The 13,919-nt window shown below is 48.9% G+C and carries 9 protein-coding genes; 4 read left to right on the plus strand and 5 right to left on the minus strand.

The features are described 5' to 3' along the window. The first annotated feature begins 480 nt into the window (after positions 1-480). From V7676_RS18445 to V7676_RS18455, 3 genes are all read left to right on the plus strand, one after another. Entirely contained in the window at positions 481-1,785 is a 1,305-nt protein-coding gene (locus V7676_RS18445) for an integrase family protein (RefSeq protein ID WP_335661022.1), read from the plus strand. Between the two features lie 442 nt (positions 1,786-2,227). Beyond that, positions 2,228-4,321, plus strand: coding sequence for a sensor histidine kinase (locus V7676_RS18450; RefSeq protein ID WP_335661023.1), 2,094 nt, complete (start codon positions 2,228-2,230; stop codon positions 4,319-4,321). A 251-nt stretch (positions 4,322-4,572) separates the two neighbouring features. After that, entirely contained in the window at positions 4,573-6,237 is a 1,665-nt protein-coding gene (locus V7676_RS18455) for a hypothetical protein (RefSeq protein ID WP_335661024.1), read from the plus strand. A 92-nt stretch (positions 6,238-6,329) separates the two neighbouring features. Here the strand turns inward: V7676_RS18455 and V7676_RS18460 are convergent, their stop codons facing one another. From V7676_RS18460 to V7676_RS18480, 5 genes are read right to left on the minus strand one after another with little or no spacing between them, the layout of a single operon-like run. Further along, a complete protein-coding gene (locus V7676_RS18460) occupies positions 6,330-7,166 on the minus strand; it encodes a phosphoadenosine phosphosulfate reductase family protein (RefSeq protein ID WP_335661025.1) in 837 nt (278 codons plus the stop codon). Continuing rightward, entirely contained in the window at positions 7,163-10,453 is a 3,291-nt protein-coding gene (locus V7676_RS18465; RefSeq protein ID WP_335661026.1) for a hypothetical protein, read from the minus strand. The genes V7676_RS18460 and V7676_RS18465 overlap by 4 nt, the downstream gene beginning before the upstream one ends. Continuing rightward, positions 10,450-11,376, minus strand: a complete 927-nt coding sequence (locus V7676_RS18470) for a DUF4007 family protein (protein WP_335661027.1) — start codon at positions 11,374-11,376, stop codon at positions 10,450-10,452. Before V7676_RS18470 ends, V7676_RS18465 begins: the two co-directional genes overlap by 4 nt. 9 nt (positions 11,377-11,385) lie before the next feature. Then, positions 11,386-12,693 (minus strand): cysteine desulfurase family protein, encoded by a 1,308-nt coding sequence (locus V7676_RS18475; protein ID WP_335661028.1) that lies wholly within the window; start codon positions 12,691-12,693, stop codon positions 11,386-11,388. Further along, positions 12,606-13,052, minus strand: coding sequence for a hypothetical protein (locus V7676_RS18480; protein ID WP_335661029.1), 447 nt, complete (start codon positions 13,050-13,052; stop codon positions 12,606-12,608). The genes V7676_RS18475 and V7676_RS18480 overlap by 88 nt, the downstream gene beginning before the upstream one ends. Before the next feature lie 214 nt (positions 13,053-13,266). Between V7676_RS18480 and V7676_RS18485 the strand changes: the two genes are divergently transcribed. Beyond that, a complete protein-coding gene (locus V7676_RS18485; protein ID WP_335661030.1) occupies positions 13,267-13,572 on the plus strand; it encodes a hypothetical protein in 306 nt (101 codons plus the stop codon). The last annotated feature ends 347 nt before the right edge of the window (positions 13,573-13,919 follow it).

The following is a 13,919-nucleotide window of genomic DNA, read 5'->3' on the forward strand; positions in this document are numbered from 1 at the left end:
GGCATCGGCTACAAGCCGGTCCGGCCACAGACCAAAGCGTTCCTGCGTCCGCTCGATCATAGTGCGCTGTGCAGTTAAGGTAACTAAAGCTTCACCGGAGATTGCACTAGGCGACATTCTCACCGATAACGTTGTGTCAATCAGGCCAGTTCGTTAGAAAATCACTCAACTTTCACTGAACCTAGGCCAACTGACTAAATCACCACACTGGCTACTCACCGATAAGACCTTGAAATATAAGTGATTTTATGGTGAGCCCTGCTGGGTTCGAACCAGCGACCTACTGATTAAAAGTTTTTAGGGTTTAGTTTTCTATTCTGTCCAATACAACGCTATGGTACAATAGGGCTTCTACAACTCACTGAATAATATAGAATTATCATATTGTAGCGTAAAATCGGTGATTGACAGATTCTGACTTTCGTGGTTGAGTTTACCGTTCTAAAACCGTTCTAAAACCGTTCTAAAAGTGAATTCGATATGTCTCACGCAATATTGACCGATCGTACTATTATCGGCCTTAACTCTGAAAAAGGCCGTCAGAAAATCGTGCGAGATGCCGAGTTGCCGGGGTTCTTTGTCATGATTGGTTCCCGGTCGAAGACCTTCATGGTGCAGGGCGACTTGCGCCAAGGAGACAAGCGACAATCACTTCGCATGAAAGTAGGCAAGGTCGGCAAAATTACAACGCGCGAGGCGCGGGCCAAGGCAAAAACATTACTCGGGCAAATATCTGATGGTATTGATCCAAGACCCAAAGCAATACTTGCTAAGAAAATTGTTGCCAGCGGTCGCGATCCAACACTCCGAGTTGCCTGGCTGTCTTATCGTGATAGCCACATGCGGCGGAAAGGTCGAAGCCAAAAAACCGAACACAATTATGCTGATCATGTTGAACGGCTCATGGCGCGTTGGCTGGACAAACCATTATCCTATCTGGGAAAAGACCCTGCGCTCGTCAAAAAACGTCACGATGAACTGACGCAGGAATGCGGACCATATATGGCCAATGGCTGTATGCGGACATTACGCGCAATTTATAATCATGCCCGTAAATCGGCGCGGGATTTGCCGACCGAAAATCCGGTTTTTGCAGTGGACTGGAATCCTGAACGTCGGCGCGACAGCGGTATGGGTCCGGAAGATTTGCCGTCGTGGTTCGAGCAACTGCAAAAAATTGCAAATCCGGTACGCCGCGAATTGCATCTGTTTCTCCTGCTATCGGGAAGCCGGCCGGAGGTCATCAAAACAGCCAGACCAGATCATCTCAATTTGCGTGATCGGGTTTTGTATATTCCTGAACCCAAAGGCGGGACAGCCAAAGCCTTCTCAATCCCATTGTCTCGGGCAATGATAACATGTCTGCTTCGGGTAATTACAGCCGGACGGCAAATGTACCCCAATCAGTCGGAGGAATGGCTATTCCCTGCCGAAAGCGCCACCGGCCATATCGTGGAACACAAGGAAAATCGCTCAACGCTCGCTTACTGGGGTAACGAATTGAGGCAGAGTTATCGTACTATCGGTCAAAGTGCCGGTATCAATGAAATCGATATGCATTTACTGATGAACCACTCGCTGCCCGGTGTGAATGCGGGTTACATAACGCGCAGCAAACTGGCCGGTGGTCACTTGCGGTCCGCCCAGCAGTCAATATCCTCCGCAATATTTGAAGCGGTGCCACAAAGTGGCGGAAAGCAAAAATCATGGCCGTTTCTCTCGATCCGCAATATCGAAAAATCGGTGGTATCGGCGATGGCTAAGACTAGCCAATTTGGTTGTTAGCTTTGACCTCGTGCGACTTCACACGTCCCGTGACTAGTCGAAGAGTGAAGTCGTTTTTGGCCATAACGTGTTTCCAGGGCATAATTAACATTATGCACCCTCAACTTTTTCTGATTATACGATATTTATGTTTAAAGTTTCTGCCAGAACAGTCCTAGAACTTGGTTCTGAACTTATAAGTTCAGATGCAATTGCGTTCTACGAACTCGTCAAAAACGGCTTTGATGCTGGAACAAAATCCGGTGTCGAGATAAAGTTCAATATAGTGCTTGGCCGTCGCAGCTACGATGAGCTGTCGCATCTAATTGTCGAAGCACGGGCTGACGCTGCAGAAGATGAAGATTTCGATTGCGACGAAGCTATAGAATATATCCGTGAGGAATTGGTTGAAAGACTGATTGGAGATGCCGGCAAACTCTTTGACAAAGCGACGAATCTCGCTGTGGAAGCCGATACGCTCAATAAACTGAGCAAAGCGTTGGATAAAATCGATGCGCTGAGTACCGTGACTGTGTCGGACACCGGGTCAGGAATGTCGCTTGAGGAGCTTAACTCAATTTTCCTCGTCTTGGGCACGAAATCGAGGAAAAAAGAGGTCGATTTAGCTTTTGACTCTGGTGAGGAACAATCACCTTATCTTGGCGAAAAGGGGATAGGACGGCTATCGGCGATGCGATTGGGAGACCGCTTGACTGTTCGAACCAGCCAATCAGGATCCACCAACTTCAGCATGCTTGATATTGATTGGTCGGACTTTGACGATCCCGACAAAATGATCAATGAAGTCGAGATCGAACCATATGAGGGAAGCGAAAAGGAAGATATCCAGAAAAGCGGGACCGACATACGAATTAGAAAGTTGCACGCTGACTGGAATCGCAAGCGCGTGGAACGCCTAGCAGCGGATGACTTCTCGCTCCTAGTCAATCCAATTGGTCAGTCCAAAGGCCATCGCATCGCCATTTATTGGAACGGAGACCGAATCAATTTTCACCGCCTCGACAAGGCATTTCTTTCGCATGCCCATGCAGAGATCAAGGGTTCCTATAAAGTCCTTAATGATAAACCTGAACTTACACTTCGGATGCAAATTTCCGATCTCGGTTTTGAGCATTCCGTCGAACACCATATTGAGACTGTCTCTCATAGCGACCTAGCAGCATCTTTGGTAGGTTTGCGTGAAAAGCGGAGCCGCGAAAACAAGCGCGACGTAAACATGGCCGCACTTACCCGTGTCGGTTCGTTTGACTTTGAGTTGTACTGGTTCAACCGGAGAACGTTGCGAAAAGGCAGAACGACCGGTGAAGCCAATGCACTGCGTAACCTTCTTGACCAGTGGATGGGGGTGCGACTGTATAGAGACGGTTTTCGCGTCTACCCTTATGGTACGGAAGATGATGACTGGCTTGAGCTCGACCGCACCGCATTGCGGAACAAAGGCTACGCTTTGAACCGCATTCAATTTATTGGCCAAGTTGAAATTGACAGATTTGCTAACCCGTACCTCATCGATCAGACCAATCGTGAAGGTTTGCGTCATACCCCTGAAGAATCTGTGCTCAAAGAAGCGATTCAATTCGCTGTTGACCGGCTTCGTGACGAGATGAAACGGGTTGGCAATGAGCAAAAGAAGGCCAGGCCGAAGATTATTATCGACGAGGCAGAATCGAAGAATCTTGAGAAAAGAATGAGCCGCGCCATTAGGTCGCTGGCCAAGGTTACTGACGATGAGCATCAAGACATGGTTATTGAGCTCGAAGCTCTCCACGAGAACTTCTCCCGCTATGCTGCCGAAGCTCGGCAACGCATCGTAGATTTAGAAAAAGATACCGATCAAATGCTCGCTATGGCAGGAGTGGGGCTAATGGTGGAAGTTGTCGCGCATGAACTTGCGCGATCGGCAGAAGATGCGCTTGAAACATTGACCAAACTTCAACGTAAAAAAGTACCGGACGAAGTCAAAATACGGCTTGAGAGTCTTCGGGCTTCGATGAAAAGTATCAGCAAGCGACTGCGCATTCTTGACCCGCTGAGCGTCACTGGGCGTCAGACCAAGGAAAGGTTCGAACTCGATGAGTTGGTCCGCGAGATATTATCGGCACATGAGGCTCAATTCGAACGGCACAAGGTAACGCCGGAGATTCATTATCCTGATCGGTCTGTCCCGCTTAAAGTGGTAAAGGGTTTCGTCGTTCAGGTCATAGAGAACTTAATTTCGAACTCTATCTATTGGATGGACATAGAGCGTGATCGCAAAAAAAACTTCGAACCTAAACTCACCATAACCGTCGAGGATAATCCACCTAGAATCCGTCTTACCGATAATGGACCAGGGATTTCCAGAGAATACCACGAACGCGTCTTTGACCTGTTCTTCTCTCTAAAAGACAAGAGCAAGCGGCGTGGCTTGGGTTTGTTCATTGCGCGCGAGGCGGCCGAGCATAATGGCGGTGAGCTAGTCCTCGATTCTGATGTGGTAAATGATGAAGGCCGCTATACGACCTTTGATTACCGTATTACGGAAGGCGATCAATGAGTGACATTGAGATCGTCAAACGAGCAGGGATAACATCTGCGGTCATAATTGATGATGGCTATGACGAAACGCCCGGCACTGACGAACTCTTGAACGTCGATTGGGATATATTCTTCGATGACGCTGAGGGTGATCGGGGAGACGGCATTCGCGGGCTCTTTCCCGCATTCAACCCGCAAGATCGCGCTGAACTACGCAACGATCAAAGATTTGTCGATGCGCTGTGGGCAGGGCGTGAAGCTGTAGCTGACTTGGTCGGTGAACTTTTTGACGATTACATTCGTAAAACTGATCGCAATAGAGGGTTTCTCTCGAGAGTAGAGAAAGTCCTCGATGAACTTTCGATAAATTACAAAAAGCTTGGTCGAGATTTTGTAAAAAAGGCCACTGAGGCGGATCTTATCATTGTAGATTTGTATTTGGGCACGGCACAACAACAAGCTGACCGTGATCGGACGGTCGAGGGGCTGCGCGAAATAATCAAGGTTCGGCAAACTCCGCCATCGATCATCTTGATGTCGCAATTGGCGCTGCACAAAAAGGCACCGGAGCTTCGCAACGAGGTGGGACTCCATGCATCAGGTTTTCGCGGTGTTCAAAAAAAGGACATAGAGAAATCTGCGCGTCTTCGAGGGCTAATTGTCGGACTTGCCGCGCATCGCGATGATAGCCAGAAATTGGCCGAATTCACCCGCAAATGGAATGAAGGCACCCTTGAGGCAGTCAAAAAAACCGCAACTGAGCTGCGCCGCATAGACATTGATGACCTCCATCATATCAAAACACTACTTTTGGCCAGCGAGGGACTCCGAGCGTCGAGTTATATGCTGGATGTTTTGGATCGAGTTCTACAATTCGAGATTGAAGCAAATGGCGAGATACTGGCAGCTGCGGCGGCACTTGATAAAGTAAGCGAGAAGCCAGCGCCGCTGACAATCGCCCATGACAAAGACAGTTTCCGCCTAATTGAACGAACTGTTTTCCAAAACCCTAATCGGAGACAGCAAGTGACGGGCGCGGTATGGCCAATAACTTTCGGCGATATCTTAGTGTCCGCCTCTGAAAAGAATGTCAGTAAAACGGGTATCTTTAAAGGGGACGCAAACAAGGCGTTCTTTGTTGCATCGCCTGAGTGTGATTTCATTAGGGGGAATAAACTGACAACTGCTCTCCTAATTTCTGGAGAATTGCTGCCGTTGGAAATGGGAAATATTGTTTTAGTTTCCAAGCAATCTACACCCATCTTAGACCTAGGAAAGCGGGGTCGGTTCCAAATAAATTGGGACTTCGGGCATCTAGAAACAATAACATTGCAGCGTGCTAAGAACCTTGTCGCAAAAAATGGCCCTGCCAAAATAGCTGCCACTCTTCGTGATGTGAGCGCGCTTAGCCTGCGTCAGCAATTCGCTGAACGATTTGGGGCGATTGGGTTACTCGCATCGCCGCCACGAAGCTTCAAGCTTACTGCCAGCTGTCATATACCGCTCAAAACTGGTGACTTTAAGATAGTTGAGATTGGTGCAGACAATACTCTCACAGGCACGATGATTATCAACCCTAACGGTAAAATGGCGCATATAGTATTTGATTACGCACATGAAGCCGACTTTATCGAAGCATTGTTGGCAATCGAGATTAATTCACTCGCGGCACAGAGCAAGGCCATGGTGGAAAAACTCGGACAGCAAGGCTTCGCACAACAACTATTTCGAACGGGCTTTTCGGATCTCAAATACCCCTTGAAGCCGAGTCAGGATGGAAAGTTGGTCGCGCTTGGTGAGCGCACTGACTCATCTGGGAACCTTGTAAAGGAAAAGGTTGGAACGATTATGAAAGCAACGCAAGCGGCTCCGGTTATCGACGCTGGCAAGCATTCGAGTGTGGGCCTCCTATTTCATATATCAGCAGACCAATAATAGCGCGTTCCGTTTCGAGCAAACCGGTCAAGATGACAATTGAATCGCTCGCAAGAACTGGTTGCCACACGCGGCATGGTCGCCACTTCGTTTTATTTATGGCAGGTCAAGCAAGCGCTTTCTTCGCTGACCCCAAATAATTCATCAATAGTTGGTTCGGTTCGAGCAGAGAGCGGGTTGACCCGCGCCTTGCTTCTCATTCTTGCCAACCGCTTCTCATAATCCAGCTCTATTGCGCGAATGCGCTGTGGCTGCATCAGCTGCTCAAGTGTCTCGCCCTCACTCCAACTGAAGGGTGATCCGTGTTCTTCCGCAGTTTTTTCATATTGCTTTGCTTCTTCGAACGCCTCTGGATGCTCTCGTGATAGGCGCACCCACTCAATTTTTTGTTGGAAGAAGCAGAAAGTGCATCCTGACCGGGATCGCCAAGAATAATATTCCGGCTCGCCAACATCTCCATCTTTAAGGAGATCGATGACACCTGCCTTGTCTATTCCTGCATCACGAAGGGGGAAAAATACTTTCATGCCTGGGTGAGGTGGCTTGTACCCTGAGCGGTTTGGTTCGTCAGCGCGAATAGCGACATATGAATGCACTTCAACACCAGCATCCAGATCAGCCCGAAGCCATAAATCTAAGGGGCGTAACTTGAGCTGCCGGGTGCACCAACGCGTTCGGGCAGATGGAAGAAAATGTCCGTATTCGGCCAGCCAAAAATCAAAGTCACGGTCAGGGTTAAGCCTGTTAATGGCTTTGCCGAGAAATCCTTCCAAACGGTCTAAAAACACATACACTTCTGGGAGCTCTTTGCCGGTATCTGTAAAAAAATACTCGATATCCAAGTCTGACCTGTGCTGACGCATATAGACAGCTAACGCCGCGCTGTCGCGTCCACCCGATAATCCCAGAATGTGCCTAATTTTGGTCATTTTATCTCCGCTAACTCTCCTGACAGGGCCGCAATAGCGCGTGCAAGCGCTGCAATCTTCATATTTTGGTCGTCATCTGTTCTTACTAGATTAGCTAAAATTTCATTTGCCAGCGAGGTAGCACTCGCTCGTTCTTGTGCGCTAAGTTCAAATGAATGTAGTAATGGTGGCTGATTGGGGTCTACGCCAACAACTAATGCCAGCGCCTCGGTTTCCGATTTCCGATTTCTAACGATCGCAACAGCTTCTATCTCGCGGAAGCGTCTGCCTATCTGGGCAACTTTTATGAGCGCCTCATCGCGATTTCGGTCACTCCAGTCTTTTGGTGGTTTGCTTTGAATCAGGCCTAATATACTTTCGACATCAACATCTCCATCGCCTTCAATCAGTCGATTTACAAAAGCCTCGAACCAAAGATCACCTGATAATCCAGCGATATTTTTGGCTCTTTGTTTAACACCTTCAAAAGTGTCCGGAGTAGTACCAAGCGCGCGAGCAAGGCTGGTCTGCATTTCATCGAGAAGCTGACCATAGATTCCATCGACTTCTTCAAGTGAATGAACCACATTTTCAACCAGATCTCCTTTGAGCTTTTGGCTGGGAAGGTCCTCAAAAAGCAACGCTTCTGGATCTTGTGCGTGACGAATAACATCTCTAATCGTCTGCGCTGTCTTTGAGACTGTTGCGGTGCGTTGAGCATAACTGCTCTGACGCTCTACTTGTTGAAACAGAGATTTCGCGACCTCAATGGATGTCGCATGTTCCAATTCGAAAGCGCAGGCCAGCCTAGAAAGGAAAGCAGATTGCTGCGTTGACCGATCTGCCGGATTAATTTTGATCAGTGATGCATCTTGAAGCAAGCGGTCCACAAACAATTTGTCAATTTCGACCTGAAACTGACCCTCTTGATAGATCGCTAGCTGCGTACGATTAGCAAGAATAAAAGCTAGAGCGATCAATGGCATGATCCCGTCCTTCATTCCAAAGGGTACGGTCCGCCATTGTTCGTAAACTTCGGATAATATAACGCCTCCGGACCTATGCAAACAATTCCAGGCAGGTTGCAGGCTCTTCCCTTCCGGAGATTCATCAGGGCCGGAAAATTGCCATTTACCATCGATCTCACGATGAAGGCCGAACGGTCTGAGCAGCGTAAGATAAAGCCCATACTCGGCAGGAAACCCTTCAAACCCCAGATTTGGTTCTGACCCATTCTCAACCATTGCATAAGCAAGGATGCGAAGCGCTTTGGCAGCGCTAGATGATGGCTTTCTTTTTTGGAGAAGTTCGCTGTGAATGACCGGAGTTTTTGAAAAAACTATTTCTGCAAACTGCGTAGCGATTGCCGACAATCCTTTGTCAGCTGACAAAGATTCTTTGATCGCTGGGAAAAACCAACGTGATTTCATCGTCATTTGCTGGAAATCAGTTATTACCCGCTCAGTCAGTAAGGATTTGCGTGCGCGGATGGCGCGTCTCGCGATCCGATCCCCTTCAAGCTGAAGATAAGTTTTTTCGACAGCTTCGATGGCTTGAAGATCAGATAAGTCTGCTAGTAGCGATCTTTGCATGTCCGCATACCCGATTACGGCGCCAAACTCTTCACTATCAAGACTGTTTAATGCTCGCTTGATCAATCTCTGAAATTCTGCCGCGTCGCGTTTGCCATCGAGTAATAGCAAAAAAAGAATTGGTTCGCGTGATTTGGCAACAGATTTCATGTCTCTGGCTAGGCTTTTTGATGTCGCATCTGCATCCGCCTTTAATACGACCAAAGAAAATGATCGCAGCACACCCTTCTCAAAATAATGTTTCTTGGCAATGATGTGAGATATTCCTGCCAGCGCAGGCAGCCTCCGAAGCGTTTGCGCAGAAAGAGGCGCAATAGATCCTTTGATTGCGGCGTCCAAATCGAAATCACTACCTGCAAAAAGTGCGTAACCGCCCAATTTGGATTGAGCGACAAGCAGCCCCCAATCGCACAATTCCTTCACAGCCTTATTAATGTCTCGCTTGTCCGCAGTCGGAACGGCAATTGCCAGGCTTTCATCGGACAGCTGTAATCCAGAGCCATTCTTGAACAAGTCCAAAATTGCGGCACTTTTCGTGAGCTGTACGTGTAATGCTGAACCAAGTACCGCTGCTCGCTCTATGGCTTCGCACGCAAGGCTGAATTTGGTGCTATCTTGCCCTGATGACAGCGCAATTTCAAAATTGGCTTGCAAATAGTCCCATAGGTTGGACGGATCATAGGTGCGAGCTTCGTCAGCCTCTTGGGCCAAAAATTCCTTAAACCCATATGGCTCCGCAGATGCAAGAAAGCCAAATACACTCCGCTCATTTTGTCCGAAGCGCTGCCGGGTGATTCCGCCAAGCAGAAGTGAGCATATTGGATTGAGCGGCCAAGTCTTAGTCAGTCCGCGAGACAGTTCCTCCACATTCACCGGTCGTCTAGAAGACACCAGTTCGGCAACGCGATCAGCTTGCTCAGACGCCGAATGGGGAGAGGCCTCTGATTCCATCGCTTCGGCAAGCAGCTGAACTGTCTCATCGGCGGCCGAAACAAAAGAAAGATCTTGAAAGCGGCCCTGAATTTTTGCCCACTCGTCGCGGGCATTTGAAGAAATTCTGTCGGCGTAGGCTTCAAAGGATTTGTGCAAAATCCCGACTATGACAAGCTTTCCGTCCTGCCGTGCTGCAGCCTCAGCCAAATCCTGTAGCAGGTGAATGTCTCCACTAGATTCAACGCTATGCTCGAGGAACTTACCCAGTTCGTCGATCATCAGAAGGATGCCGACTGTTTCGGTCGATTTCAGCAATTCTTGTATCAAGCCGGCATCGGACGAAAGTGATTTTTCATGCACCTTGTCTGTCCAACCCAAAGCCTGCCGGGCCATTGCAGCTATGGCATCACGGAGAGATCGGCGACTCCCAGTAACCGGCACGACATGCCAGTTACTGCAACGGGCTTGAAATGCCTGATTATAAAGTTCGGAAAATGCCGGGCCAGCAATTTCCACGGCGAGCATTCTCCCTTCGTCATTGCCAGCAACCAAATTTCCTACCAAGAGTGCCGCGCTGGATTTGCCGCCGCCATATGGCCCGGTCCAAGTAAAAGAAAACTGGTCTCCGTCTGCTATGGCCTTGGCCATGCTGCTCAATGTGCGCCTTGTTGACGCCTGCAATACATAACCGGACAGAGGCGGCGTTCCCAAAAGGTCGGCGTCAATACGGGCGCTACGGGCAAAGCGGTGTTTCAGTTTAACTTTTTCGATCAAAGTACTCATGCGGCATTCATTTGCGAATTGGGTGCGCTGTAGATGCGCTCAAGGACCCTTTTGCGGTCCAGCTGATTTTGTTTCTGAATTTGCCGCAAACCCGCAGTATCGACCCAGATATAGGCTCCGTCTGTAAGCGCCTCTATCTCAGTTAAACGCCGTACCAAACTATCTTCATCGAGCTTAAAAACCCGGCCCGGAGCTCCAGGTGAATAACTCATTTGTTCCGCCGTCATTACACTCGAGTTTTTATTCGAACGGCCCCAAAACTCATCAAGTGCCAAAACCAGCACATCATCGTCCAAGGTTGGTTTTGGCCCGACCGAGAACTGATACCATCCCCCCGGTTGCGTATGCCGAATCAGGTTGAGTTCAGCCAGCAGCGGTTCGCCTGCATCTTCGCTTCCAGAGGCGTCTCTGGCACTATAGTTTCTCAAAAAGACATTTGCATCATTCACTAAGGTTTTTGGGGCGGCGCGCCACTCGTGCTGTGCAGCGGTATCGGTCAATGCCTCGACAATATCTTGGGCTCTAAATTCGTTTCCAAGCAAACTGTTGAATGCAAAATATGTGGTGGTCGTGAGATCTGGCGTAGAAGCGAGATTCCAATGAATGAGCCACAGACTAGAAATGTTTTCTAGGAAGGGATCATATCCTTCATTTGAAAGCAAAAGACTTCCAAATTCGGTTGGCTTTAACAGCTTATCGTCGACATCAATAATGCCAGCCGCAGTGGCCCAATAGCGCATGGAAGCGGCCATATTCTTGCCAACGCCAAAGCGAATAATCGCCTTTTCGTCCTTGAATGCTGATATCGGGACTCCGTCTACCGTAAAGTCGTGAGCTTTTTTAAGCCATAGAAGCCGTAGCGGGAAGGTTTCATGTCCGGCAAATTGTCCCGTGCCAGGCCAATTGTCGAATATCGTTGCCATAGGGACTTGCTACTGGTGAACATCACCAGTAGCAAGTAATTTGTCAGTTGAGGCGCACTTTATATGACCAACAGCATTGTCAATATCATCATCATCTATCCACCAACCTATTGAAATTCTAAAAAACTCTCTCTGCCATGCTATCGGGACATGGAGTGCTTCAAGCAATGGTGAAGCACGAAGTAGTCCATCGGTACATGCTGAAGCGTTGGACATACACACGGTTCCTCCCGTTTTTGCAATCCAATCATCTGAGTCGAAATGATGTAAAAAGAAGCCGCCACATCCCGGTACTGTTTTGGCCCGATCGCCAATTTGATCGATGGAAAAACCGAGCGCATCCAAGCTTGATATAAATCTGAAGAGCTGAAACCTTGCGCGTTTTCCCTCATGATGCATTGACTCTGCGGATATCTCCGCAGCTGCGCCAAAACTAGCAATAAGCGGAGCCGCAGGCGTTCCGTAGCGCAGCCCTTGCGTGCCGCCGCGAGCAGCACCGAAATCAATGCCTGACACAGAAGAAACAAAGAGCGCTCCGATACCCTTCGGTCCGCCAAACTTATGGGCAGATATAGTCATGAGGTCGATATCTTGATCGGCCACATCAATCGGAATTTTTCCAGCAGCTTGCGCAGCATCGGTGTGGAACAAAGCGCCGGCGGCATGCGTTATTTCTGCGGCTTGTCGTATCGGTTGCACTATTCCCGTTAAGTTGCTCACATAAATGACCGAGACAAATAAAGTCCGTTCATCAACCAGTTCCTTCAACGCGGCAAGATCAATTGTTCCGTTCGGTAACATGGGACAAACGAGAATCTCAACGGCATCTGATATTGAACATCGTACCGAGCGCTGAACCGCCTCATGTTCGATGGAAGACATTATGACGCGATTCCGCCCGGATTTAATCAGAGATTCTTGTGAATAAAGCAGTTTGCACGCAAGCTCGTTAGCTTCTGTTGCTCCGGACGTAAATACCAGCTCTTGGGCACTTGCACCTATGAGGCTGGCAATTTGATTGCGCGCAATATCTATGCGTTGCTGAGCGACGCGCCCTTCGTGATGACCAGAATTTGGGTTCCCAAAAAGATCAAGCGCCTCAAGCAAAGCCGATTTTGCCTCGGCGCGCATAGGCGTGGTTGCAAAACCATCCAGATAGATCGGCCCAGGAGCCGACTTCTTGTTGGTTGTGTTGAGTGAGGTGAGCGTGTTCCTTTTCATTTTTAATGCTAATCCGCCGCGCTGCTTGCGGCTAGAACCAGCATATCGCTTGAAATGTACCAAATGGCCACAATGCTCATTATCAAAGTCGCCCATAACAGCATTTTAATCGCGGTCAGTACCGAGGGACATTTTGAGTCTCTCAATGTTATTTTGAATCGCCCATCAAGCTCATTTAAATTATCGATATAGGCGCTGAATGCGAGCCCAAACCGTTGGATGACGATGACGCCTACGATGGATACGATGCCGCAAAATGCCAAAACAAATATGGAGATCGTCTCGCTGACTTTCACGAACGAGAATGCGAAATAATAGAGCGCTCCCAAAATTGTCGAGAAAATTACAGGCAATTGATATAAGATCACATTCATGCTTCGAAACTGCTCATAATGCTGAACATAAATGTCTCGTGTGGTTGGTTTGTCATCGCTATCTAGTTGGCTACTAACCATATTAAATATCTTCCTATTTATCAAACTTTTAACTGCAGCAGCCGTTCGACTCTTTTGAGCTTCCGCCTGTATAATCCAAGCTGCTCCCAGATTATACATTGGCGATTACGATAGCGAACCTGATCAAAATTCACCACCCAAGCATTCCAGATTTACATTTTTGTTAAGCCTCATAAGGTTAGGCATATTATTTCAGACTCAAGGGGGCATATTTATGAACTTGGAAGAGTTGTTTTGGAAGTTGTTCCAAAGCCCGGTCGAACAGGATATTCACGAAACACTCAAGGGGGCAGGTCTTTTGGTCTCACCTGAAAATTGGAAGCCCTATGGCGGCAACGACAATAATTACGGTGTAGTCGAGAACCAGCAAGCTTCGCCGATCCCCGCTCTTGTTGAAAAGATTACCAATGGGATAGACGCTATCTTGGAACGCAGGTGTCTCGAAGAAGGGGTAACCGGAGCCGCTGCGCTGTCTCCGGTTACCCCTTCTGCAGGGACACCCCACAACGCCCCGTGGTAATGGGCGGGGCTGATGACGCGCTCTGTCCCGCAGGCCATATGGCCTGCTCCTGAGGGCGCGGCTTTTTGTGCGCGGCCCCGCGTGCACTCTGGACCGGTGGTCATCGTTTGAAGCGCAAGTCGGCCGGACGACAGGCTCCGACCGGCCGATTTGCGCCAGCGATGATTGGCACTTTGCCCCTCCTTCCAGGGTGCGACTATTTGTTTTTGGAAATCTCGCTGGCCGCTCGGGCTACGATTGACATGAGCAGGTTGCTGCGGACGGCGCGGCACGCGCCGGCGTTGTTTTCCGGCTCCGACGAGTCGGGGTGGGCGGCGCTCCCGGCTAGGCCCGCCGCGCTCAGGCGC

The sequence above is a fragment of the Parasphingorhabdus sp. genome (assembly GCF_036963805.1).
GTDB lineage: Bacteria > Pseudomonadota > Alphaproteobacteria > Sphingomonadales > Sphingomonadaceae > Parasphingorhabdus.

What these genes read in the sequence shown, in the direction of transcription:
- V7676_RS18445 (WP_335661022.1), top strand. Translation starts at nt 481, where the DNA reads ATGTCTCACGCAATATTGACCGATCGTACTATTATCGGCCTTAACTCT.
- V7676_RS18460 (WP_335661025.1), bottom strand. Translation starts at nt 7,166, where the DNA reads ATGACCAAAATTAGGCACATTCTGGGATTATCGGGTGGACGCGACAGC.
- V7676_RS18485 (WP_335661030.1), top strand. Translation starts at nt 13,267, where the DNA reads ATGAACTTGGAAGAGTTGTTTTGGAAGTTGTTCCAAAGCCCGGTCGAA.
- V7676_RS18475 (WP_335661028.1), bottom strand. Translation starts at nt 12,693, where the DNA reads ATGGGCGACTTTGATAATGAGCATTGTGGCCATTTGGTACATTTCAAG.
- V7676_RS18470 (WP_335661027.1), bottom strand. Translation starts at nt 11,376, where the DNA reads ATGGCAACGATATTCGACAATTGGCCTGGCACGGGACAATTTGCCGGA.
- V7676_RS18465 (WP_335661026.1), bottom strand. Translation starts at nt 10,453, where the DNA reads ATGAGTACTTTGATCGAAAAAGTTAAACTGAAACACCGCTTTGCCCGT.
- V7676_RS18480 (WP_335661029.1), bottom strand. Translation starts at nt 13,052, where the DNA reads ATGGTTAGTAGCCAACTAGATAGCGATGACAAACCAACCACACGAGAC.